General features: G+C 46.1%; 19 protein-coding genes. 16 read left to right on the forward strand and 3 right to left on the reverse strand.

What is annotated here, in order from left to right:
• The first annotated feature begins 208 nt into the window (after positions 1-208).
• From LKD42_RS04835 to nagA, 8 genes are all read left to right on the forward strand, one after another.
• Entirely contained in the window at positions 209-1,096 is an 888-nt protein-coding gene (locus LKD42_RS04835) for a LysR family transcriptional regulator (RefSeq protein ID WP_248834975.1), read from the forward strand.
• 163 nt (positions 1,097-1,259) lie between these two features.
• Entirely contained in the window at positions 1,260-1,826 is a 567-nt protein-coding gene (locus LKD42_RS04840) for a hypothetical protein (protein WP_248834976.1), read from the forward strand.
• Positions 1,827-1,926: 100 nt separating this feature from the next.
• Positions 1,927-3,306 (forward strand): NAD(P)/FAD-dependent oxidoreductase, encoded by a 1,380-nt coding sequence (locus LKD42_RS04845; RefSeq protein WP_248834977.1) that lies wholly within the window; start codon positions 1,927-1,929, stop codon positions 3,304-3,306.
• A gap of 408 nt (positions 3,307-3,714) precedes the next feature.
• Positions 3,715-4,569: a BglG family transcription antiterminator LicT gene (gene licT / locus LKD42_RS04850; protein ID WP_022119991.1), complete on the forward strand. Its 855-nt coding sequence runs from the start codon at positions 3,715-3,717 to the stop codon at positions 4,567-4,569.
• A gap of 29 nt (positions 4,570-4,598) precedes the next feature.
• Positions 4,599-6,068: a PTS transporter subunit EIIC gene (locus LKD42_RS04855; RefSeq protein WP_178089235.1), complete on the forward strand. Its 1,470-nt coding sequence runs from the start codon at positions 4,599-4,601 to the stop codon at positions 6,066-6,068.
• Between the two features lie 96 nt (positions 6,069-6,164).
• Positions 6,165-6,785 (forward strand): carbohydrate-binding family 9-like protein, encoded by a 621-nt coding sequence (locus LKD42_RS04860; RefSeq protein ID WP_248834978.1) that lies wholly within the window; start codon positions 6,165-6,167, stop codon positions 6,783-6,785.
• 26 nt (positions 6,786-6,811) lie between these two features.
• Entirely contained in the window at positions 6,812-7,555 is a 744-nt protein-coding gene (nagB, locus tag LKD42_RS04865) for a glucosamine-6-phosphate deaminase (RefSeq protein WP_022119988.1), read from the forward strand.
• Positions 7,556-8,659, forward strand: a complete 1,104-nt coding sequence (nagA, locus tag LKD42_RS04870) for an N-acetylglucosamine-6-phosphate deacetylase (RefSeq protein ID WP_147632016.1) — start codon at positions 7,556-7,558, stop codon at positions 8,657-8,659.
• A gap of 136 nt (positions 8,660-8,795) precedes the next feature.
• Here the strand turns inward: nagA and LKD42_RS04875 are convergent, their stop codons facing one another.
• The gene (locus LKD42_RS04875) at positions 8,796-10,901 is read right to left on the reverse strand and encodes a lectin like domain-containing protein (protein WP_331464813.1); all 2,106 of its coding nucleotides are present in this window, start codon (positions 10,899-10,901) and stop codon (positions 8,796-8,798) included.
• Positions 10,882-11,802: a nucleotidyltransferase family protein gene (locus LKD42_RS04880; protein ID WP_248834980.1), complete on the reverse strand. Its 921-nt coding sequence runs from the start codon at positions 11,800-11,802 to the stop codon at positions 10,882-10,884. The genes LKD42_RS04875 and LKD42_RS04880 overlap by 20 nt, the downstream gene beginning before the upstream one ends.
• 209 nt (positions 11,803-12,011) lie before the next feature.
• Here LKD42_RS04880 and rfbB point away from each other — a divergent pair, with 209 nt between their 5' ends.
• From rfbB to LKD42_RS04910, 6 genes are read left to right on the forward strand one after another with little or no spacing between them, the layout of a single operon-like run.
• The gene (gene rfbB, locus LKD42_RS04885; RefSeq protein WP_022119984.1) at positions 12,012-13,091 is read left to right on the forward strand and encodes a dTDP-glucose 4,6-dehydratase; all 1,080 of its coding nucleotides are present in this window, start codon (positions 12,012-12,014) and stop codon (positions 13,089-13,091) included.
• A 14-nt stretch (positions 13,092-13,105) separates the two neighbouring features.
• Positions 13,106-13,975 (forward strand): glucose-1-phosphate thymidylyltransferase RfbA, encoded by an 870-nt coding sequence (gene rfbA, locus LKD42_RS04890; protein WP_022119983.1) that lies wholly within the window; start codon positions 13,106-13,108, stop codon positions 13,973-13,975.
• Positions 13,976-13,990: 15 nt separating this feature from the next.
• Positions 13,991-14,794 (forward strand): ABC transporter permease, encoded by an 804-nt coding sequence (locus LKD42_RS04895; RefSeq protein WP_022119982.1) that lies wholly within the window; start codon positions 13,991-13,993, stop codon positions 14,792-14,794.
• Between the two features lie 21 nt (positions 14,795-14,815).
• Positions 14,816-16,075, forward strand: coding sequence for an ABC transporter ATP-binding protein (locus LKD42_RS04900; protein ID WP_248834981.1), 1,260 nt, complete (start codon positions 14,816-14,818; stop codon positions 16,073-16,075).
• A gap of 13 nt (positions 16,076-16,088) precedes the next feature.
• Positions 16,089-18,176, forward strand: coding sequence for a class I SAM-dependent methyltransferase (locus LKD42_RS04905; protein ID WP_215658912.1), 2,088 nt, complete (start codon positions 16,089-16,091; stop codon positions 18,174-18,176).
• Positions 18,177-20,870, forward strand: coding sequence for a glycosyltransferase (locus LKD42_RS04910; RefSeq protein ID WP_248834982.1), 2,694 nt, complete (start codon positions 18,177-18,179; stop codon positions 20,868-20,870). It abuts the gene before it with no gap.
• A 58-nt stretch (positions 20,871-20,928) separates the two neighbouring features.
• Here the strand turns inward: LKD42_RS04910 and LKD42_RS04915 are convergent, their stop codons facing one another.
• Positions 20,929-21,957 carry a YfhO family protein gene (locus tag LKD42_RS04915; RefSeq protein ID WP_248834983.1) on the reverse strand — a complete coding sequence of 343 codons (1,029 nt, stop codon included), beginning with the start codon at positions 21,955-21,957 and terminating at the stop codon, positions 20,929-20,931.
• 407 nt (positions 21,958-22,364) lie between these two features.
• On the opposite strand from LKD42_RS04915, the gene LKD42_RS04920 reads away from it, so the two are divergent.
• Together LKD42_RS04920 and LKD42_RS04925 are read left to right on the forward strand one after the other, a co-directional pair.
• Positions 22,365-24,167, forward strand: coding sequence for a glycosyltransferase family 2 protein (locus LKD42_RS04920; protein WP_248834984.1), 1,803 nt, complete (start codon positions 22,365-22,367; stop codon positions 24,165-24,167).
• Positions 24,168-24,179: 12 nt separating this feature from the next.
• Entirely contained in the window at positions 24,180-25,136 is a 957-nt protein-coding gene (locus LKD42_RS04925; RefSeq protein ID WP_022119976.1) for a glycosyltransferase family 2 protein, read from the forward strand.
• Positions 25,137-25,246 lie beyond the last annotated feature (110 nt).

The raw sequence follows: 25,246 nt of genomic DNA on the forward strand, positions 1-25,246 counted from the left end.
CAGCAGCGGAATTCCATTGCTCCTCTGATATTCTTAAACTGTTGTCAAAATGACTAATAATGGTAGCATCTTGTGGTGAAATATAGTATACTTCACTTATATAGATTTGTAAAATGAATGATAATGATTTAAACCATCGAAAAAACCGATTAATCAGTGACAGTGGAAAAAAATATTGTTCCGCCTTTTGATACAAGGAGAGTCGATCATGGATATGAAAAACATCAACACCTTTATTTACACTGCCGAACTTGGCAGTTTCACAAAAGCCGCCGAGCTTTTGGGCTACTCACAGTCTACGGTCTCATTTCAGATCCGGCAGTTGGAGGAGGAGCTTGGCACCGTCCTTTTTGAGCGGATCAACCGCACAGTGACACTGACAGACCGGGGCAAGGAAATCCTGCGTTACGCCCATCGCATGAAGCAGCTTGCCGGTGAGATGCAGGAGATGGTGCAGCCAAAGCAGGAAGTGCGTGGACATCTGCGGATCGCCATGTCGGATTCGCTGTGCGAGGAAATTGCAGAAAAACTGTTTGTTCTTTTGCAGCGGAAGTACCCGGAGATTACGATGAAAATCGTGATCGCCGGCACGGATGAGATGTTCCGACTTTTGAATCAGAATCAGGTGGATTTTGTATACACACTGGACCGCCACATTTACCACAGTGATTATGTGATCGTCACAGAGAGCCGAGAAGCAGTGCATTTTGTGACAGGATATCAGAATAGCTTGAACGGAAAGAAGCAGATTCCGCTGCAGGAACTGATTTGCCAGCCGTTTATCCTCACGGAAAAAGAAATGAGTTACCGCAGGATGTTAAGTGAATATCTGGCGAGCTGTTCCCTGGAGATTCAGCCGGTTTTTGAGGTGGGAAATACAGAACTGATCTGCCGGATGCTGGAAAAGAACGCTTCCGCAATCTCGCTTCTGCCGGATTATGTGACAGAAAAGGCCGTACAGGAAAAAAGACTGGTGCGGCTGGATGTGAAAGATTTTCAACTTGATATATGGAAACAGCTCTTATATCACAGAGATAAATGGATTTCGCCGCAGATGCAGGCATTTATGAATGTGATAAAAGAGGTACAGGCATAAAGAAATCAATATCTCAGAAGCCTTTGAAAGAACAGAAGATCTGCGGCAGAAAACAACTGCCGTGGTTTTTTTCTTCTTTCTACACGAATCTGGTTTGAAAAACAGCAGATTCTATGATAGAATAAAATGCATAATTTGAGAACGTGACAGGGAGCATTGCAAAATGAAAAAGAAACTGGCCGTATTTTTTCCGGGGAGACGCTATGGCGTAGACTGCCCGCTGCTTTATTATGCAGAGTCGATCTGCCGGGAAAAGGGATACGATACACTGCTGATGCACTATTCGGAATACCGGGACAAAAAAGACATGATCACCATCGAAGAGAATATCAGACAGACGCTTTCTTATGTGCGTGGGCGGATCAAAGAAAAAGATCTTGCTTCGTACGATGAGATTCTTTTTGTGTCAAAAAGTCTGGGAACGGTATCTGCAGGATGGCTTGCGGATGCACTGGAAAAGGAAAAACGTGTAAAACCGGGAACGATCCGTCATATCTTTATGACACCGCTTGAGCAGACCTTTCCGTACATGCGAAAGGAAAACTGCATTGTGATAAGCGGGGAGCTGGATCGTTATCTGGAACGGAAAAAATTAAAAAAATTCTGCAAAAAACATGAGGTTTTATGGTATTGTTTTCCGGATGTCGGACACAGTATGGAACATGAAAAAATAAAAGATACCCTGAAAACCATGAAGAAGATCATGAAGATCGTAGAGAATTATGTATGATACCAGGGGCAAAAGGTCAAAATCCACATGAGCTTGCTCATAAGTTGATAGGTTTTGACCTCAACACCATATTTTAAAAGTACAATCTGGAGGAAACAGTATGAAAAAATATGACGTAATTATTATCGGAGCAGGTCCGGGAGGCATTTTTTCCGCATACGAGCTTCTGAAAAATAACGAAAATCTGAAGATCGCCATTTTTGAGGAAGGACATGCACTGGAAAAAAGAAAATGTCCGATCGACGGCAAAAAGATCAAAAGCTGCATTCACTGCAAGAGCTGTTCGATCATGAGCGGATTCGGCGGTGCGGGAGCATTTTCCGATGGTAAATATAATATTACCAATGATTTTGGCGGCACACTTTATGAATACATCGGCAAAGAGAAAGCTCTGGAGCTGATGCAGTATGTCGATGAGATCAATATGGAGTACGGCGGAGAAGGTACGAAGCTTTATTCTACAGCCGGAACGAAGTTTAAAAAACTCTGTCTGCAGAACCGGCTGCAGCTTTTAAATGCATCTGTAAGACACCTGGGGACGGATGTCAACTACGTTGTGCTGCAGAATATGTATGCATGGCTCAAAGATCGGGCAGATTTTTATTTTGACACGCCGGTGCAGCATATCGAAAAGAGGGAAGATGGCTATCAGGTCATCTGTGAAGAGGAAAATTATGCATGCGGAAAATGTGTGGTTTCTGTCGGACGAAGCGGAAGCAAATGGATGGAAAAGGTCTGTGAAGAGATGGGCATCCCGACCAGTTCCAACCGTGTGGACTTAGGTGTCCGTGTGGAGCTTCCGGCTGTGATCTTTTCCCATCTGACCGATGAGCTTTACGAGAGCAAGATTGTTTACCGTACAAAACAGTTCGAGGACAATGTGCGTACGTTCTGCATGAATCCATATGGCATCGTGGTAAGTGAAAATACAAACGGCATCGTGACCGTAAACGGACACAGCTACGAAGATCCGACCAAACAGACCGAAAATACCAACTTCGCACTGCTTGTATCCAAGCATTTTTCCGAGCCGTTCAAGGACAGCAACGGATATGGCGAGAGCATTGCCAGACTTTCCAATATGCTCGGCGGCGGTGTTATGGTCCAGCGGTTCGGTGATCTGGTACGCGGAAGAAGAAGTACCGTCAAGAGAGTGGAAGAGGGCATTGTAAGACCGACACTTTCCGCAACACCGGGAGATTTAAGTCTGGTGCTGCCGAAGCGTATCCTGGATGGCATCATTGAGATGATTTATGCACTGGATAAGATCGCACCGGGAACGGCAAACGATGACACGCTGCTCTATGGTGTGGAAGTGAAATTTTATAATATGGAAGTACAGCTTGATGAGCATCTTGAAAGTATCCACAAAGGTCTCTATATCATCGGAGACGGCAGTGGGGTGACACATTCCCTTTCCCATGCATCCGCAAGCGGAGTTTACGTGGCAAGAGAGATTCTTGAATCCATGAGGAAGTAGCTGTTTATGCAGTAAATATGCGGATTCCGAATGTTTACAGGCACTCGTTTCGTGCAGAACGAAGCGGAGCATAGATTGCGGGAGTTACTTTGCAACGGAGCAATTCGCAGGCATCATGTGATCATAGGAACGGGAAAAGGAAAAGCAGTCAGGAAATGTATTGGAAACTAGAGGAATCACTGCATTACAGAAAACATTTTTAGAAAAATAAAAATTATAAACAATCCATAAACAAAAGATTAAAAAAGCATTGACATTGTTCAAATTTACTGCTATAGTAGAGATGCAATTAAAGAATTTGGTAGTTATGACAGGATTGTTACTGGTGATGCAGGCAAGACCCAAAGTTTCAGAGGAGAAGGATTCTGGATTCTTTGGGTCTTTTTGTTTGGGAGACACGTTATTACTATGAAAATCATCAAAGTTATTAATAACAATGTAGTAAGTGCTTTGGACAAAGACGCCGAGGAAGTCGTCATCATGGGAAAAGGTATCGGTTTCCATGCAAAGCCGGGACAGATTGTGAATGAGGAGCAGATTGAGAAGACGTTCCGACTGGAGGATAAGAAGTCAGCCGGGCAGTTCGCCAGGCTGGTGGAGAGGCTTCCGGTGGAATATCTCAAGTTATCCGACCAGATTATCACTTATGCCAAGAACAATATCGGGCTGAAGTTACACCAGAGTATTTATCTGACTCTGACAGATCATATCAGTTTCGCAATTGAACGGTATAAGAAAGGAATGCAGTTTGACAACCCGCTCAAGGTTGAGGTGAAGACCTTTTATCCGATCGAGTTTGGCGTTGGAAAGTATGCAATCCGCAAGGTCAGGGAGAAGCTTGATGTGGAGTTGAATGAGGATGAGGCCGCATCCGTCGCACTTCATATCGTAAATGCGGAATATGACACCGGTGTACGCAATACGATGAACATCACCTGTCTCATTCGCGACGTGGTCAATATCGTCAGTGAATATCTGAATATTGAACTGCAGGAAGAAAGCCTTCATTACGCCAGATTCATCACTCATCTGAAATTTCTTGGACAGCGCATTTTTACGGGGCAGATGCTCGGGGATGATGATAACGGTTTCGGAAAAGTGATCGCCGGAATGTACCCGGTTGAATATGCGTGCAGCGAGAAGATTGCGCATTATATAAAAATGCGCTATGATCACGAAATTACAGATGAGGAGACGGCTTACCTGGCCGTACATATCCGCAGAATCCAGCCGGAAAAAGAGCTGGAGGAGGATTCTCATTAAGTAAGAGAAGGAGGAAAAAAGTAATTATGATGAAATTCTTACAGAAATTAGGTAAAGCTTTGATGTTACCTGTTGCTTGCCTTCCTATCTGTGGTATCCTGATGGGTCTTGGATATGCTCTTTGCCCATCTACCATGCAGGGTGGTGACGTAGTAGGTATTGTACAGCAGATTGGTTTCTATTTAGTTAAAGCAGGTGGAGCTCTGATCGATAACATGGCTATCCTGTTTGCAATTGGTATCGGTGTTGGTATGTCCGAAGACAACGACGGTACAGGTGGACTTGCAGCTCTGGCTTCTTGGCTGATGCTGACAACTCTGCTGTCTGTAGGTGCTGTATCTGTTATCAAAACTCTTGAAGAAGGTACAACCGCTTACATTGCATTCAGCAAAATTGCGAACCCGTTCATCGGTATCATCGCCGGTGTAATCGGTTCTTCCTGCTACAATAAATTCAAAGGAACAAAGCTGCCGGATTGGCTGTCATTCTTCAGCGGCAAACGTTGCGTAGCTATCGTAGCAGGTGTTGTTTCTATCATTGTATCCGTAGTTCTGCTGTTCGTATGGCCGGTACTGTTTGGCGTTCTGGTTGCACTGGGAGAAGGCATCGCAAAGATGGGAGCTGTAGGTGCTGGTATCTACGCATTCTTCAACCGTCTGCTGATCCCGTTCGGTCTGCATCACGCACTGAACAACGTATTCTGGTTTGATACCATCGGTCTTGGTGACCTGTCTCACTTCTGGGCTGGTGAAACATCTGCAGATGTTTCATGGAGCCTTGGTATGTACATGTCAGGATTCTTCCCATGTATGATGTTTGGTATCCCGGGTGCTGCTCTGGCTATGGTTCATACAGCAAAATCAAACAAGAAAAAAGTTGCAATCGGTCTTCTTTCTTCCGCAGCAATCGCAGCATTTGTTTGTGGTGTAACTGAGCCGTTTGAATTTGGTTTCATGTTCCTGGCTCCTGGACTGTATGTAGTATACGCTCTGCTGTACGCTATCTTCACAGTAATCACAGTTGTACTTGGATTCAGAGCCGGATTCAGTTTCTCCGCTGGTTTAACTGACCTGATCTTCTCTGCTTCCCTTCCGGCAGCAGCTAAGACATGGCTGATCATCCCTCTGGGTATTGCAGCATTTGTAGTATTCTACGTAGTATTCCGTTTCGCAATCACAAAATTCGACCTGAAAACACCGGGACGTGAAGATGATGATATCGACGAATCTGAAAAGAGCATCAAACTGTCTAACAACAACTACACAGAAGTTGCAAAAGCAGTTCTGGCTGGATGCGGCGGTAAAGAAAACATTACTTCTATCGACAACTGCATCACAAGACTTCGTCTGGAAGTGAAAGATACTACAAAAGTAAACGAAAAAGCAATCAAAGCAGCTGGAGCAGCTGGTGTGATTCGCCCAGGCAAAACAAGTGTACAGGTTATCATCGGAACTCAGGTTCAGTTCGTAGCTGACGAGTTCAAGAAACTGTGCAAATAATAGCTTGATATAATGGTCTGAAATCTGACCTGCAAGGGGGACGCCGTAGTGGGTGTCCCCCTTTTGGTACTCGTGCCGTTAGAAGGAGGACATACATTGGAATATAAGATTAAGACGATTTCTTCGAAAGAAGAGATTGTGAACTGCAATCGTTTTGAGATCGACCATGTGCAGTGGCATCATGCGATCACACCTCCGAAAGCCTGTGGTTATATGGGGTATCTGAAGGGGGAAGGACTCTATGTGCAGATTTGCACAGAGGAGCATGATCCGCTTGCAAGATGCACAGAGCATCACGAAATGGTCTGCAAAGACAGTGCAGTGGAAGTGTTTCTGGCATTCGCAGAAAAAGGAAAGGAACTTACCAACAATGATATGTATCTGAACTTTGAAGTGAATGCAAACGGAGCCATGTATGCAAAATATGGCTTTGGCAGACAAGGAAGAGTGTTCCTTTCTGATGAAATTTATAAGGAAACAGGCGTAAATTCCGTGATTGAAAAGGATCACTGGACAATGAGCCTGCTCATTCCGGAGAAGTTTCTGAAGGAAGTCTGCGATTATTTACCGGATGGCAGCGGCAAGGAGATATACTGTAATTTTTATAAAATTTCAGAAGATCCGGCTGTTGAACATTATATCAGCTTTTCACCAATTGACAGTGAGAAGCCAAACTTCCATCTTCCGGTCTTTTTTGCAAAAGCGGAAGTGGAATAAACCTGAAATCAGAAAGGAAGAGGGATATGGTTTTATATCAGGCAAAAGATTATAAGGACATGAGCAGAAAGGCAGCAAATATTATTTCTGCCCAGGTTATCATGAAACCGAACGCTGTTTTAGGTCTGGCAACAGGTTCTACACCGGTAGGTGCATACGAACAGCTGGTTGAATGGTACAACAAAGGTGACATCGATTTTTCACAGGTAACTTCTGTAAACCTGGACGAATACAAAGGACTTTCCGGAGACAATGATCAGAGCTACCGTTATTTCATGAACAAAAATCTGTTTGATCATGTAAATATCGACAAGGCACGTACCTTTGTACCGGATGGAACAGAACCGGACAGCAAAGTTGCATGTGCAAAATATAATGCGATCATCGACAGCGTTGGCGGCATCGACCTGCAGCTGCTTGGTATCGGCGGAAACGGACACATCGGATTTAACGAGCCGGGTTCAGCTTTCGAGAGCCTGACACACTGTGTAGCACTGAAAGAAGATACCATCAAAGCAAACGCAAGATTTTTTGAAACTATGGATGATGTGCCGAAATATGCATACACCATGGGTATCAAGAACATCATGTCAGCCAAGAAAGTTCTGCTGCTGGCAAGCGGAAAGAACAAAGCAAAGGCAGTTTATGAATCTTTCTTCGGGCCGATCGTACCTGGCGTACCGGCTTCTGTACTGCAGCTTCACAACGATGTGATCGTAATTGCAGATGAAGAAGCACTGTCCCTGTGCAGAGAGAAGGGAGTGATCTAAATGATCATTAAAGGTGCATCCGTTTTTTGTGAAGACGGAACATTTCAGGTAAAAGATGTTTTTGTAGAAGATCATAAGATCGTGGCAACGGAAGCAGAAGTAAGCGATAAGACAGTGGTAGACGCAAACGGATACAAACTGATTCCTGGTCTTGTGGATGTACACAGCCATGGTGCATGCGGTCATGATTTTTGTGACTGCGACGTAGAAGGCGTAAAAGAGATTTTACGTTTTGAAAAAGCACATGGTATCACTTCTTACTGCCCGACATCCATGACACTTTCCAAAGAGATGCTGGTTGATATTTTTGCGACCGCAAAAGAAGCAGACGGCATCGCAGACGGAGCACGTGTCATTGGTATCAATATGGAAGGACCATTTATCGCACCGGAGAAAAAGGGAGCACAGAATGGTGCTTATATTCAGGCACCGTCCGCAGAGACGTTCCGTGCATGCCAGCAGGCAAGCGGCGGACTGATCAAACTGGTGACTCTGGCACCGGAGATGGAAGGTTCCGTAGAATTTATTAAGGAACTCAAAGATGAAGTGCATATTTCTGTTGGACATACAACCGCAGATTATGATACTGCAAAGGCAGCATTTGAGGCCGGTGCAGATCATGTAACACATCTGTACAATGCAATGCCGCCATTAAATCACAGAGCACCGGGTGTTATCGGAGCAGCTGCAGACAACAATCATGTATATGCCGAGCTGATCAGTGATGGTCTGCACATTCATGGCAGTGCAATCCGTGCAGCATTCCGTATGTTCGGACCGGAACGTATCGTTCTGATCAGTGATTCCATGATGGCATGCGGTATGGAAAATGGAGAATATGAACTGGGCGGTCAGAAAGTATTTATGAAAGACCGTAAAGCAACACTGGCAGACGGAACCATCGCAGGATCCGCAACCTGCCTGTACGACTGCATGAAGATTGCAATGTCTTTCGATATTCCGGAAGCAGATGCGATTTTTGCAGCAACAAGAAATCCGGCAAAGAGCATAGGTGTCTATGACAGAGTCGGTTCTATCAGTGTCGGAAAAGAGGCCGATATGCTGCTGGTAGATGACGAGTATCATTTAAAGCAAGTGTTTTAATAAGTATTGTAATTAGAGATAATTACAGAGATGCAGGATGGACCTGGGAAATCCATTCTGTAGGAGTGTGTGAAAAGGATAAGATAGAAAAAGCCTCCGCTCATCATAGGATGGGCGGAGGCTTTTGTTTTCGGCTTTATTTTGCAGAAATTTTTACTTTTTTTGAGAAAGGACCGTAAATGTTTTCCTTAGCTGTTTTTTTATAGGCACGTACCCGGTAGAAGCAGTCTTTTTTTGAAGCGAGAGAAAGTTTCAGTTTCAGGGTGCCGGTTCGTTTGATACGTTTGAACAGTTTCCATTTTTTGCCGGAAATCTGCCGGAAAACTTCATAGCCATCCGCACCGGGGACTTTTCTCCAGCTCAGAAGGTAGGTTTTGCTGCTCTTTTTTTTCAGGGAGCGTATCTGTGCTTTTTCCGGCTTCAGTGTCTGATTTTTCACCTGGGAATAAGGACTGTATACAATATCGTTGTAGCGGCTTCTGACATAGGCACGTATCCGGTAGTAGTATTTCCTGCCGGGAACGACAGTATTGTCGGAATAAGAAGTCTTTTTCGTGTCAGCGATCAGTGTGTAGCCTTTCTTTCTGGAAGTGCTGCGGAAAATCTGATAGCCGTCTGCATACTGTACCGCATTCCAGGAAAGCCGTAAAGAAGAGCAGCGACTGCTTTTTATCTTGCGGATCGAGGATTTTGGAAGAGCAGAGACATTTGCCAGAATCTCGGTGGCAGCTTCCGTTGTATTTTCCGTAAATGCTTTGATGCGGTTATTGATCTGCTGATAACTGATATCCATCCAGCCATTGGCTTTTGTGCGGTAGTAGCTCTGGCCAATCTCAGCTCTGGAAACGAAATGCAGGGATTCCAGAGAGCTGCTTTTGTCGATAAAGGCATACAGTGTCTGGTTGGTCGGCGATGCAAAGGAGATCACAACGGAAAATCGGTCACCCTGATTGAAGACGATCTCTGTATTTAAAGGAATCGTATAATAACCGCAGTAAGTGGTCACGCCGCTCTGTGCACGGTCGAGGACTGCGATGCCGCTTGTTGGGTCACCGGCTGTTGGATTTTTGTAGATCTGGATCGCATACTGGATATTTTCAGATGCCAGGGCAAAGGAAACGGCTTTCAATTTTTCCTGTCCGTTCGGATTTCCACTTACAGTAAAAACATTGGAAAGGGAACTTCCGGATGGGATTGGCATGTATGTACAGGAAGCGGAACCGTCATATTGATAATTATGGGAATAATTATCGCTGTTTTCCATATCATAGGCGAATACCAGAGAATCCGAATCAGCGGTTGATTTCTTCTGGTGGTTCAGGCTGTTGTCCTGATAGGAAATATAAATATAGCCATCATTGCCGAAATCTTCGCCGTAGCTGTTTTTTGCAATCCAGGCACCTTTTTTGCTCGGACGTATGCCACTTGTGAAATTTGCCGTCGAATAATCATCATCCCAGCCGACGATCGTGAGCTGATGGTTTGTTCCGGTGTTGTTGTTGCAGTAATAAGCACCGGTAGACTTTGAATAATATTTTTTCAGGTTTACACAGAGCGGGACGGATACCGAACCGTACTGCAGGATCAGACGTTTGATACTGGCAGTGTCAGAACCGTTTACATAGCGGACATTCTGAAGGTGGCCGACATCCTGGTAAGCCAGGCTTGAAGATGGGATATAAAGCTGTTCATATGGATAAGGGGCAAGGGATTCCGCAGCAGCTCCGGTCCATTTGGAGAGTGCAAACATCGTACAGGCATCTGCACCGCCGACATCCATGTAATCCGGGTCTGCAAGAAGGGTACAATCACCGGCGGTACCACCAAGAGCGTCTTCCTGAGTGTGAAAGAAAAAGTAGGCGAAATGGAATTCGGACAGATCAAAGCTGGTATCTTGCAGTCCTTTTCTGATCATGCTCGTCTCGCAGGCGGAAAGGGCGGAGAATGCCCAGCAGGTTCCGTAGGGATTCTGATCTTTGACCGGTGTCACCAGATCGTGCTCTGCCGCATTGTATCTGGAGGGCAGTACCGTCGCTCTTTTTGCGTTGTTTTCCAGAGTATCTGTCTGCAGATCACCTTCCGCTGAAGTATCGGAGAGAAATTCATAAACCGGAACAGCCGGAAGTTGTGGGTGTAGGAGAGCTTCCCCGGCGTGGGCGCTGACCGGGGCAAATGTGATGCCAAGGGTCAGCAGAAATCCATGCAGGAAAAGAGAAGCCCGTTTACTGGAACAGTTTTTCAGGGTAGATCCCTCCTTTTACGAGTGCCTGGATGGAGTCTGTGACATAAGCCTTGTCCTCGGCGTAAGTGACACCGAACCAGCGGTCACGTGTCTCCAGTACCTGCACATCAGCAAGTTGTTTTTTCAGCATGTCATCGACAACGGTCGGGATCAGATATTCGCATTTGAGATCGCCTTCTTTCTGGGCAGAAAGGAACGATGCGAAATCCTGATCCAGATAATCGAGGATTTCCGGTGTAAATCCCCACATATTCATGGAAACATGACTGTTTGTATCAAGCGGTGCAAAACCGCCGTTTCCATCCGGAACACCGGCACCGTCTGCTGTTTTGGTGATATCGTGGGTCTCAACGATGGAAGTTAAAAGTTCTCTGTCATCTACCTGACAGATGCCGCGTGTGACGCCGCCGTTCTCACTTAAGGTATTTCCGAGGATAAAGCCTGCCATGCAAAAATGCAGCAGGTCATCCTGGCTGTGCTCCTCTACCAGGAAATCATGCACTTTTTTAAAACCTTCTTTTCCATAGTAATCGTCTGCATTGATGACAGCAAACGGTGTGTCGATCACGCCCTTGCAGCACAGAAGAGCCTGGCCGGTGCCCCATGGTTTGGTGCGGCCGTCCGGAACGGAAAAACCGTCCGGCAGAGCGGACAGATCCTGAAAGGCATAAGATACGTCTGCGATTTCAGAGATGCGATCCCCGATGATGCGTCTGAAGTCCTCTTCGATATCCTTGCGGATGATAAATACGATTTTATTGAATCCTGCCTTTAAGGCATCATAGATAGAATAGTCCATGATGATCTCACCGGAAGGTCCGACCGGTGCCAGCTGTTTGATGCCGCCGCCAAAACGGCTTCCGATGCCTGCTGCCAGGATAACAAGTGTTGTTTCTTTCATAAATAATGCTCCTCTCAAGTCTTTTTTACGATAACAGTGGCTATATTATATCATAGAATGTCTGAAAAGCAAAGGAAAAAGCAAGGCTTTATTGGAAGCTTTGCCAAAAGGAGTTTTCCGGTTGAATATTGTTGCCCCAGATGGTATAATATAAAGAATCCGTATGGAAAATAAGAGAAACGAACTGACTGATGGAGGTAAAAAAGAACATGAGAACTTATCTTGTAACCGGAGGTGCCGGTTTTATTGGTTCTAATTATATTCACTATATGTTTAAAAAATACGGGGATGACATCCGTATTATCAACGTTGACAAGCTGACTTACGCAGGCAATCTGGAAAATTTAAGAGATGTGGAGAACCGTGACAATTATACATTTGTAAGAGCAGATATCTGCGACAGCGAGGCGATCAACAAGATCTTCGATGAAAATGACATTGACCGTGTGGTTCATTTCGCAGCAGAGAGCCATGTAGACCGAAGCATCCGCAACCCGGAAGTTTTTGTAAAGACAAACGTGCTTGGTACTCTGGTCATGCTCAATGCGGCAAAGGCAGCCTGGGAGCTTGAGGACGGCACATTCAAGGCAGACAAGAAATTTTTACATGTATCCACGGATGAAGTTTACGGTTCTCTGGAGAACGAGGGGGAATATTTCTACGAGACGACACCTTATGATCCTCACAGCCCGTATTCTGCAAGCAAGGCATCTTCGGATATGCTGGTAAAAGCCTATATGGATACTTACAAATTCCCGGCAAATATCACAAACTGCAGCAACAACTACGGACCGTATCAGTTCCCGGAGAAGCTGATCCCACTGATCATCAACAATGCATTAAACGGCAGAAAGCTTCCGGTCTATGGCGACGGCAAAAATGTGCGTGACTGGCTGTATGTGGAAGACCATGCAAAGGGCATTGATATGGTTCAGGAACAGGGCCGTCTGTTTGAGACATACAACATCGGCGGACACAACGAAAAACAGAACATCGAGATCATCCATATCATTCTCGATACGTTAAACGAGATGCTTCCGGACGAAGACCCGAGAAAAGCACATATCAATGAAGAGCTGATCACTTATGTGGAAGACCGCAAGGGCCATGACCGCAGATATGCGATCGCACCGGACAAGATCAAAGCTGAGATTGGCTGGTATCCGGAGACGATGTTTGCAGAAGGCATCAAGAAAACGATCAAATGGTATTTTGAACACGAAGACTGGATGGCAAATGTGACAAGCGGTGACTATCAGAAATATTACGAAGAGATGTACCGCAAATAAGAAAGGATCGATATATGAAGGGGATTATTTTAGCAGGCGGTTCCGGTACCAGACTGTACCCGCTGACCAAAGCGATTTCAAAACAGATCATGCCGGTTTATGATAAGCCGATGATTTACTATCCGTTGTCCACACTGATGCTGGCAGGGATCCGTGAGATCCTGATCATTTCTACAGAGCGTGATCTTCCGGTATTTAAAGAATTGTTTGGCACCGGTGAGCAGCTGGGGCTTCAGATGTCTTATGCTGTTCAGGACAAACCTCGGGGACTGGCAGATGCGTTTATTATCGGAGCCGATTTCATCGGAGATGACAGTGTGGCACTGGTGCTCGGTGATAATATTTTCTACGGACAGAGCTTTTCACAGGTTCTGATGCGTGCAGCCAAGATTGAAAAGGGAGCGACTATTTTCGGATATTATGTGCGTGACCCGAGAGAATATGGTGTCGTAGAGTTTGATGAGAACGGAAAGGCACTCTCCATCGAGGAGAAACCGGAGCATCCGAAGTCCAACTACGCTGTTCCGGGACTGTATTTCTATGATAATGATGTGGTAGAGATCGCAAAGAATGTCAAACCTTCCGCACGCGGTGAGATCGAGATCACCAGTATCAACAATGAATATTTAAGAAGAGGAACCCTGAAGGTGGAGACACTTGGCAGAGGTTTTGCATGGCTGGATACCGGCACACACGATGCACTGCTCGATGCGGCAGATTTCGTAGCTGCCTTCCAGAAGAGACAGGGACTTTATATTTCCTGCATCGAAGAAATTGCATATAAGAGAGGATTTATCACAAAAGAACAGCTCGTTGAGCTGGCACAGCCTCTGCTGAAGACTGCATATGGCCGGTATTTACTGGAAATTGCAGAGGGACTTTAGGAGGAAAAGGAATCTATGAAAGAAACCCGGTCACTGCCCGCAGAGCTTTTTGCGGGTAGAACACTGATTTTTCAGCTTGCGAAAAATGATTTTAAAAAGAAATACGCCGGTTCCTACCTGGGGATCGTCTGGGCGTTTGTACAGCCGGTTGTGACGGTCATGGTCTACTGGTTTGTTTTTGGTATGATAAGGAGTTCATCACCAAGACCGGTACCGTTCGTGCTGTGGCTGATCGCCGGACTGATTCCCTGGTTCTTTTTTCAGGACGGACTGATCAACGGAACGAATGCACTGCTGGAATACAATTATCTGGTCAAAAAGGTGGTATTTCGGATTGATATCCTGCCGATGGTCAAAGTTGTATCCGCTGTTTTTGTACACCTGTTTTTTATTCTGGTTGCTCTGATCCTGTACACGGCGATGGGATGTTATCCGACTGTTTATACGATCCAGGTGATCTATTATACGTTTTGTATCTTTGTGCTCGTGCTCGGGATCACTTATATGACCAGTTCGGTCGTCGTCTTTTTTCGTGACCTGACACAGGTGATCAACATTGCACTTCAGGTGGGAGTCTGGATGACTCCGATCATGTGGTCGATGGAGGATCTCGGCATTACCGGCATCCTTGCGTCCATCTTGAAATTAAATCCGATGTTTTATATTGTCCAGGGATATCGTGATGCCTTTATTTACAAGATATGGTTCTGGCAGCGTCCGGGCATGACTCTGTATTTCTGGGCATTTACTCTGGTGTTCTGGCTGATCGGCACGAGACTGTTCCGGAAGTTAAAGATACATTTTGCGGATGTTCTGTAAATTTATGAGGAATCGAAATCTATGAGTGAAATGGCAATTCAGGTAAAAGACCTGAGTAAAGTATATAAATTATATAACAAACCGTCTGACCGTCTGAAGGAGACGCTTGGATTTCATGTGGATGCGAGGGAGCATTATGCGTTGAAACATGTTAATTTTGAGATCAGAAAAGGCGAGACGGTCGGTATCATCGGGACGAACGGTTCCGGTAAATCGACGATTCTGAAGATCATCACCGGTGTTCTGAATCCGACCGGAGGCGAAGTGAACGTGGATGGACGTATCTCGGCACTTCTGGAGCTTGGAGCCGGATTCAACATGGAATATACCGGGATCGAGAATGTCTATCTGAACGGAACGATGCTTGGATTTACAAAAGAAGAGATCGATGAGCGACTGGACAATATTCTGGAGTTTGCGGACATCGGTGATTTTGTTAATCAGCCGGTCAAATCGTACTCAAGCGGTATGTTTGTGCGGCTGGCATTTGCCGTTGCCATCAATATCGATCCGGAGATCCTGATCGTGGATGAGGCACTGTCGGTCGGAGACGTTTTTTTCCAGGCAAAATGTTACCGCAAATTTGAGGATTTCAAAAAAGAAGGCAAGACGATCCTGTTTGTCAGCCACGACCTTGGAAGCATCACAAAATACTGTGACCGTGCGATCCTGCTCAACCAGGGCGAGAAGATCTTTGAGGGAACACCGAAAGAAGCGGTTGATATTTATAAGAAGGTTCTGGTGCATCAGTTTGATCCGTCTGAACTGGAGACAGACAGCCGGATGAACGATGTCGAGGATGTCAGTGCAAACTGGAAGGATTCGGTCGTGGTCAATCCGAAGCTGATCGAGTATGGAGAGAAGATTGCGGAGATCACAGACTATGCGATCCTCGATGACAAAGGGCTGATCACCAATACCCTGATGAAGGGCAGCACCTTTTCTGTTCGCATGAAGGTGGATTTCCACGAGGAGATCAAAGAGCCGATCTATGCGTTTACGATCAAGAATCTGCAGGGAATTGAGATTACCGGAACGAACACCATGTATGAAAAGGCAAATGTCAAAGGTAAAAAAGAGGGCGAGAGTCAGGAGATCACCTTCACGCAGAAACTGGATCTGCAGGGCGGAGAATATCTGATTTCTCTTGGATGTACCGGTTACCGCAACGGAGAGTTTGTGGTATTTCACAGATTGTATGATGTATGCAGCCTGACGGTGATCTCAGACCGCAATACCGTCGGTTATTACGATATGAATTCAAAAGTAACACTATCCTGAAGCGGGGGGAATTATGGCAAAGTTTAATCTGGATTATTACAGCGGAGAGAATTTTTACTCCGACGGAGATATTGAAAAGGAAATACTGAAGATCGTCAAAACACAGGGCAGTTACGAGAGTATGGAGAATGTTCCGTTTCCGGTACTTTACCATCTTTCCAGAGTCCGCGAGAACATCCTGAACTGGTATCCGTTTCAGGAGGATGCGACCTGTCTGGAGATTGGCTCCGGCTGCGGGGCGATCAGCGGCCTGCTCTGTGAGCGGATGAAAAAGGTCGTGTCGGTGGAGCTTTCCAAGCAGAGAGCGGACATCAACATGGCAAGGCATGAACGTGTGCCGAATCTGGAGATCTGGGTCGGCAATTTAAATGATATGGTGTTCGGTGAGCAGTTTGATTACATCGTGCTCAACGGCGTGTTTGAGTATGCACCGGGCTTTACCGAGGGGGATCAGCCGTGCGAGACGTTTCTTAAGAATATCAAACGGCTGCTCAAGCCGGAGGGGATCCTGTTGATTGCAATCGAGAACCGCTTTGGACTCAAGTATTTTGCGGGTGCACCGGAAGATCATACCAACGGCTATTTTGACGGCATTGCCGGGTATCCGGATAATCATTCCGTGCGGACATTCTCCAAAGGAGAGTGGGAACGTCTGATGGAAGCCTGTGGTTTTTCTTATCACCGTTTTTATTATCCGTATCCGGATTACAAGTTTCCGCGGGAAGTCTTTACAGACGAGTCCTTAAAAGAGCAGAAATATGGTCTTCCGACCTGGAACTTTACCAAGTACCGCATGGCACTGTTCCGGGAGGGACAGGTAGCGGAGACGATTCAGCAGGATGGCAGAATGGATTATTTTGCCAATTCTTTTCTGATCGAGATGAGCAGAAATCAGATCCGTGCTGATAAAAAAGTGCTTTATGCGAAGATGAGCACCGACCGCGATCGTCATTTCTCCATTGCTACCACGATTGAAGAGCAAAACGGAGAAAAAGTGGTTGTCAAGCAGCCGATGACAAACGAGGCAAAACGTCACCTGCAGAATATGCAGAACAAACAGAAAGATTACGGAAGCTGGAGCAGCCTTGGCGTAAAAGCAAAAGGCGATGCTGTCGTGACACCGTTTCTTCAGGAAAAAAGCCTTGGACAACAGGCAAAGCAGGCCATTTATGAACATAACGTGGAAAAAGTGAAAAATTTGATTTCCACGGTCAGTATGCTGTGTGAAAAAGAATCCGCAGCAACTGGGAACCGTCATATCGTAAGCCGGGAGATGTCCGGAAGAGAGCGGACGGAGTTTGCCCAGGTTTTTGGAACTTCACAGATCTGCCCGGAACTGCCGTGCATTGCCCCGGCGAACATCGATCTGATCCTCGACAATATTTTCGAAAAAGACGGAAAATACCGTGTCATCGACTGCGAATGGATCTTTGATTTTCCGGTTCCGGTGGCATTTATCATCTGGCGTGCCATCAATGAGCTGTACAGCAGCTATCCACAGCTGGAACAAGACTGTAGGATGCAGGAGCTTTTAGAAGAATATCAGATTACGCAGGAGATGTCCGAGACTTTCCACAAGTGGGGCACCTATTTTGCAGAACACTACGTCGGAGCGAACCGCGTATTGCACTACAGCATCCCGGAGATCGGTATTTCTCTGGAAGAGTTCCGCAAACGTCACCAGGAGAAGGATCTGCTGAACTGCCAGCTCTTTGTGGACACCGGAAACGGGTTCCGGGAAGAGGAGAAAATCCAGGCGGAAACGGTTCTGCAGGACGGAGCGTTCCGCGTGACTTTTGATCTGAAAAATTTTAAGGACTGGAAGGCACTGCGTTTTGATCCGCTGGAAGGAAAACCATGTATCTGCCGGATCGACCATGCCGGAACCAATGCGAAGTTAAAAGCGGCCAACGCTTCCGGAAAAGTGGAGCATGGCGATCTGTTTTTAACGACCGATCCGGTTTATCTGGTCAAAATGGAAGAAAACAAGGATCAGGTAAAGATCAGCGGCATGATTGCGGTACTCTCCATGGAAGAGGCACTGGAGCGTGCAAACTGGCTGCTTGGTAAAAAAAATGGTCTTGCATTTTGGAGGAAATAAATGAAAAAAAGGACAGAGGCAGTAGATATTATTATACCGGTGTACAATGGTTACGATGATTTGCAGCTTTGTATGCCGAGTGTGTTAAAGCATACAGATCTTACGAAGCACCGGCTGATCCTGATCAACGACTGCAGTCCGGATGAACGGATTGCACCTTATTTGGATAGCTTTGCCGGGGAACATATTCTGGTGCTGCACAACGAAAAGAATATGGGGTTTTCCGCGAACGTCAATAAGGGAATGGCACAGTCAGAGGATCGAGATGTCCTTCTTTTAAATTCCGATACGATCGTTACTGCTGGGTGGCTGGACAAGATCATCGCCTGTGCATACCGGGAGGAGAGCATCGGAACGGTGACACCGCTCTCAAACAGTGCTACTTTATGTTCGGTTCCGGTCATGTGCCAGGACAATCCGATACCGGAGAATGTCACGGTAGATGAGTACGCCGGACTGATTGAAACGTGCAGCCTCAGACGTTATCCAAGGATCACCGTTGCGGTTGGTTTCTGTATGTATATCAAACGCAGTGTGATCGATGACATCGGTGTTTTTGACGCTGAAACGTTCGGCAGAGGCTACGGGGAGGAAAATGATTTCTGCAACCGTGCAGAGCAGGCAGGTTATCATCATGTAATGTGCGATGACACCTTTGTATACCATAAAGGGACCGCTTCGTTTGACACCGAAGAAAAGAAAAAGCTTCTTGAAGAACATGAGGCAATCTTAAATGACCGTTACGCTGCCCAGATGCGGATGAACCATCTGTACTGTATGGAAAATCCGGATCAGGAGATCCGCGACAATATCAATATGTATACAAAGCTGCACAACGGAAAGCAGAACATTCTCTATCTGCTGCATCTGGATTTCCAGGAAGGGGCATTCAACAACATCGGCGGCACACAGATTCATGTCAAAGAGCTGACGATGGCACTAAGGGATGAATACAATGTCTTCGTGGCGGCAAGAGATGAAGAATATTTAAGACTGACGATCTACACGGACAAAGATGTGGTCTCCCTGAAATTTGAAATTGGCGAAGCACCGAAGTTTCCGGTTTTCCGTGATGAAAAGATGCGAAAGATCTATGAACAGATCCTGCTGGCATTTGACATTGATATGGTGCATATCCAGCATTCACAGGATCTTTCTCTGGAGCTTTATTTTGCGGCAGAGCGTTTCGGAATCCCGGTGATCGCAACCATTCATGATTTCTATTATGCCTGCCCGACGATCATTCTTCTGGATAACGAAAATCAGTTCTGTCAGAAAGAGGATGTAAAGCTTTCCTTTGAAGAGAGGCAGAAACGCTGCCGGGAATGTCTGCGTCAGAAAAAAGACATTGCAAGCCAGGTTGATTATCTTCGCATCTGGAGAAGGGAAAATAAAAAGGCACTTTCCATTTGCCGGAAACTGATCTTCCCATCCGAAAGTGCGAGGGATATTCTGCTTGAATATTTCCCTTCTCTGAAAGAAAAATGCATGGTCATCGAACACGGAGAAGACAAACTGGAGCGTGATATCATCCATGTGCCGTCACCGGAGAAGCATCAGAAGAGCGAGCACCTGCACGTGAAGCTGGATCGTGTGCCAGGAGCCGATCAGGGGCTCAATGACATCAAAGGCTGGGCTTATCTGGAAGGCGTGCCAAACGAAGAGACGAAGATTTATGTGGAATTTACGGACAGCAAAGGTAAAAAGGACTGTTTTCTGGCAAACAAAGTACCAAGACCGGATATTGTCGATGCATTTGGTGCAACAGAAGCACTGATGTGCGGTCTGGATCTTCGTATCAGTACCAGAAAACTTGCCGACGGACCGGTGAAGATCCGTGTCTATGTCAAACATGACGGCGTGTTCTACACGGATAATCAAAGTACCAAAGGAGAATATCACCATCGCTTCGGAAAACGAGGAAGGCTCAATGTGGCATTCCTTGGAGGAATGGTTCCGCAGAAAGGAAGTCTGATGGCAAGAGAGCTGATTCCGATGGACAAAGGCGGGATCAACTGGTTTGTATTAGGTGCGATCGGTGATAAGAATATTCTGGAAATTTCACAGGAAAACTGTTTCTTCAGCTCCACTTACAAAAAAGAGGAACTTCCGCAGCTTCTTGAAGATAATGAGATTGATATTATATGCATTCTGCCGATCTGGCCGGAGACATTCAGTTATACCGTCTCAGAAGCATGGCTTAATGGGATTCCGATCGTTGCAACCGACATCGGAGCAGTCGGGGAGCGTATCAGAAAGACAGGCGGCGGTTGGCTGGTGCAGCCGGATGCCAGCCCGGATGAGGTGATGCAGCTGTTGCATCATATCATCGATCATCCGGAAGAATATCAGGCAAAGAAAGAGATCGTGGATGATATGGAGATGAAAACGGTGGAGCAGATGTGCGAAGAGTACCGCAGCTTCTACCGGGAACTTCTGGAGTTTACGGAAAAAGAACTGCCGGAAGACAAGATCGACCGGGATTTCATTTTCCAGGGACTGGCTCTTGGCGATCCATCCATTGGCGGCAGCGGCAGCATCGCGGCGATGAACCGACTGAAAAACGAGAATGCGGCACTGAAAGCGTCGATCGAAGTAACAAAAGGAACGATTTCTTATAAAATGGCAAGGAAAATTTCGGATGCGAAAATACCATTTAAAGAGCAGATGAAACGATTCTTTCATCGAAAATAGAGCAGAAAATGAGCAGTCGGAGGCCCAGTGGTTTCCGGCTGCTTTTTATAGAAAATGCTCACTTCCGGTAAAATGCAAAGGTGTGTTCTCCTGAACCGACCGGGATGCAGACAAAGCAGGCATCGGCACGTAAAACATCGGTTCTGATGCCGTCCACATAAGCTTTTACATTCTTGCTGTATGGGATCGGCAGAAAGAGAAAACCGGCATTTTCTGTCGTCACGGTACCGGAGATCTGGTCCTTTTCGGTATTCTCATCGAAAGCAATCTGAGCACCGGTGTAGGCGGATATGGTTTTGACGGAGCCAAGCAGTGCAAGGTCTGTGATCCGGCAGCTTTCCTTTTCACAGGAAAAGTTTACCGAGTCGGACGAGAGGGAAATGGCGATCTGGACATTTTTCTTCTCGCCGGCTGTGAATGGGATCTGATATATCATGTCCGAATTCTGTGAGACGGTCAGCGTGCCGTCAGAATCAGCTGTCAGAGCAAAAATAAGATAAACTCGCTGGTAAAGTCTTAATGTGGCGGTATCAAGCTGGATAGCTGCCGGAGAGGAGGGATTTGCCGTAAGATCCGTAAAGTCTCGGGAAATGCCGTCCAGGGTGCAGCTTTCCTGAAGTTTTGATGCCGGACGTATCTTCTTTCCGGTGATCTCTTTTGCAAGGGAAGCGGTCGCACTTTCCGAATCCGCAGTGTCGGAATCAGCAGTATCGGCATCCTCCGCTCCTTCCCCTTCCAGCAGAACATTCTCCTGAAGGATCCGCTCCAGATCGAGGGAGACATCGCTGTTTAAGATGGAGGTATCTGCCGCACGCGTATAAAAACGTGCAAAAGAGGGCGGGTCCTGACTCTGGGCGGAAGCGGCATCGCCGAACTGCTCACTGTAATAGGAAACGGCGGTATCGTAAAAAGAATCTGCTTCTCCAAAAGAGATCAGACCCATGTGGCGTGCGGCCACAACCAGAAGCAGGCAGAGCAGGCCGCCAAGCAGTATGCCGAAAAAAAGCGAGAGCAAATGTCCGAGGACTTTGTTCTTTGCTTTTTTTGTGTTTTTATCCGAACTGGAATCTGTTTTATCTGAAATCATCGTTTTCACTTTGTCCTTTCTATATGATAAGCGTCTCAACAACTGGAAATCTTTATGAGTCATACGTGATTTTTTTGTGCTCTGCACTTCCAAAATCACGCAAACATTCGAAATTCGCTCATTTTTTTACAAAAAATGGCTGCTTTCCCATGTTTTAGCGGTTCTCATAGACACAAATACGTATGCAAGCATCCGTTTTGTGTCCATTTGTCCCTTGACTCATAATATCACATCTGCCGGAAATCCTGCAATCAAAAATGCGGGAGAAAATCCGACACTTGACAGAAAAGCTTCCTCTATACTATAGTGTACAAAGAGTCTTTTCAGGTGAAACAGAGAAAAAGTTAAGATAAATGCTCTGGATGGAAATGTTTTCCGGAAGAGCAGAAAAGTAAGAGAGGAAACGTATGGATTTTTCGAAACTGGCAAAAAGCCTGAATCCCTACACGATCAAAAAGGGATTTTCTTATTTGAAGCAGTATGGTTTTCAGGAATTTAAAGTGCGATTATCAGAGCGATTTGAAAAAGAAGAAGTCGATTATAATGAGTGGTGTAAGAATGATATTCTGACGGATGAGGAGCGAAAAGCACAGAGAGAACGGATCTGGGAGTATCCGCCGCTGATCAGTGTTGTGGTTCCGATTTACAAAACACCGGAAGTTTTCCTGCGGCAGATGATCGAATCGGTGACGGCACAGACCTATCCGCACTGGCAGCTGTGCATTGCAGACGGAAGTGGAGATACCGCAGAGACAAAACGGATCGTTGACAGTTATCTTTCGGATAAACGTATCAAATATAAGATCCTTGCGGAAAATCGGGGCATCGCAGACAACACGAATGCAGCGATGGAACTGGCGGACGGCGATTATATTGCTCTGTTTGACCATGATGATCTGCTTTCTGAAAATGCCCTCTATGAAGTGGCGGATCGGATCTGCAAAACAGGGGCGGAGATTGTTTACACAGATGAGGACAAGGTGACAAGTGATCTTTCCGAGCGTTATCAGCCAAATTTCAAGCCGGATTTCAATCTTGATCTGCTGCGTTCCAACAATTATATCTGCCATCTGCTGGTTGTGAAAAAGACACTGCTGCAGGAAGTGGGCGGCCAGAAAAAAGAATTTGACGGAGCACAGGATCACGAGTTTCTGTTCCGTTGTGTTGAAAAAGCAAAAGGGATCGAGCATATTCCGAAGGTGCTGTACCACTGGCGGGTGCACAAGGCTTCCACAGCGGACAATCCGCTCAGCAAAAAGTATGCCTACGATGCCGGAAAACGGGCAGTGACAGAGCACATCCGCCGCTGCGGGGAAGAGGCAGAAGTGACGGATACGCTGTTCCCTGGATTTTACCGGGCGAAATATCAGGTGACGGGCGAACCGCTCGTCTCGATCATCATTCCGAACAAGGATGAAAAAGAGACACTCAAAAAGTGTCTGGATTCCATCAAAGAGAAATCAACCTATCGTAATTATGAGATTATTATTGTGGAGAATAACAGCACCGGGCAGGAGATTTTTGATTATTACAAAGAGATTGACGGCAGGGACGGCATCCGGGTCGTTTACTGGAAGTCGGGCTTTAATTATTCTGCCCTGAACAATTTCGGGTTCACATTTGCAAAAGGCGATTATATTCTCTGCCTGAATAACGATGTGACGGTGATCACACCGGACTGGCTGGAGCGGATGATCGGACAGTGTCAGCGAAAAGAGGTCGGCATTGTGGGAGTGAAACTGTATTATCCGGATGATACGATCCAGCATGCGGGCGTGATCATCGGTATCGGCGGCGTTGCCGGGGCGATGTTTGTCGGTATGGCAAGAGAACGCAGCGGTTATCTTAGAAAAGCAATCCTTCAGCAGGATTTAAGTGCCGTGACGGCTGCCTGCATGATGGTGGACCGCAAAGCATGGGAGGGGGCAGGCGGATTCAACGAAGACCTTGCCGTTGCATTCAATGACATTGATTTCTGCCTGAAGGTAAGAAGAGAAGGCTATCTTGTAGTTTATGAGCCGAATGTCGAACTGTATCACTATGAATCCAAGAGCCGCGGCTACGAAGACACACCGGAAAAACAGAAACGTTTCTTAAGTGAAATTAACTATATGAAAGCACACTGGAGTGAGATCCTTACGAAGGGCGATCCTTATTACAACGAGAATTTCTCACTCAACACCTGCAATTATACACTGAGAAAGCGTTAGGAAGGAATGCATATGGCAGAAGTTACGGTAGTGATACCGAATTATAATGGAATCGGATATTTAAAGGACTGTCTGGATACATTAAGAGAGCAGACCTGTAAAAATTATGAGACAGTCCTTGTGGATAATGGTTCGACGGACGGAAGCCTTGCGTTTGTAAAAGAACATTATCCGTGGGTAAAGATCCTGGCACTTGACCGGAATTATGGTTTTTGCCATGCGGTCAATGCGGGAATCCGGGCAGCAGAGTCTTCTTATGTATTTCTTCTGAACAATGACACAAAGCTACATGAAGACTGCATTGAGGAGCTGTTGATCATGATGCGGCAGCATCCGCACTGCTTTTCCTGCTCGGCAAGAATGATCAAAATGCACGAGCCGGACAAACTGGATGATGCCGGGGATTATTACTGTGCCCTTGGATGGGCATATGCACTTGGAAAAGACAGGCCGTGGAAAGATTATCTCAAGCCGAGAAAAGTGTTTGCAGCCTGTGGCGGAGCTTCCATGTACCGCAGAAGCGTATTTGAGAAGATCGGACGGTTTGATGAGGCACATTTTGCCTATCTTGAGGATATTGATGTCGGCTACCGTGCCCAGATCTATGGCTATGAGAACTGGTACTGTCCGCGGGCAGTCGTATGGCATGTCGGAAGCGGGACGAGCGGATCAAGATACAATGAGTTTAAAGTACGCCATTCTTCGAGAAACAATGTTTATATGATCTATAAGAATATGCCGTTTCTGCAGATCATACTGAATCTGCCTCTTCTGATTCCCGGGTTTGTGGTCAAGTGGCTGTTCTTTGTCCGGAAAGGCTTTGGGAAAGAATATGCAAACGGTATTTTTAACGGCATTGCCATGTCAGACAAAGAGAAAAAAGTTCCGTTTCAGAAGCGGCATCTGTGGAATTATGTGAGAATTCAGGTGCAGCTCTGGGTGAATGTCGTTCGAAGATTTGTGATGTAATAAAGATAAAAAATGATGTGGGTGTCAAAAGTACCCAACTATGATGCCTACGGATTGTTCCGTGCGTTGCACTCCCACAATCCTCCCCAGTATTCGCATATCGTGGGATT

The sequence above is a fragment of the Hominisplanchenecus faecis genome, from assembly GCF_020687205.1.
GTDB classification, from domain to species: Bacteria; Bacillota; Clostridia; order Lachnospirales; family Lachnospiraceae; genus Hominisplanchenecus; species Hominisplanchenecus faecis.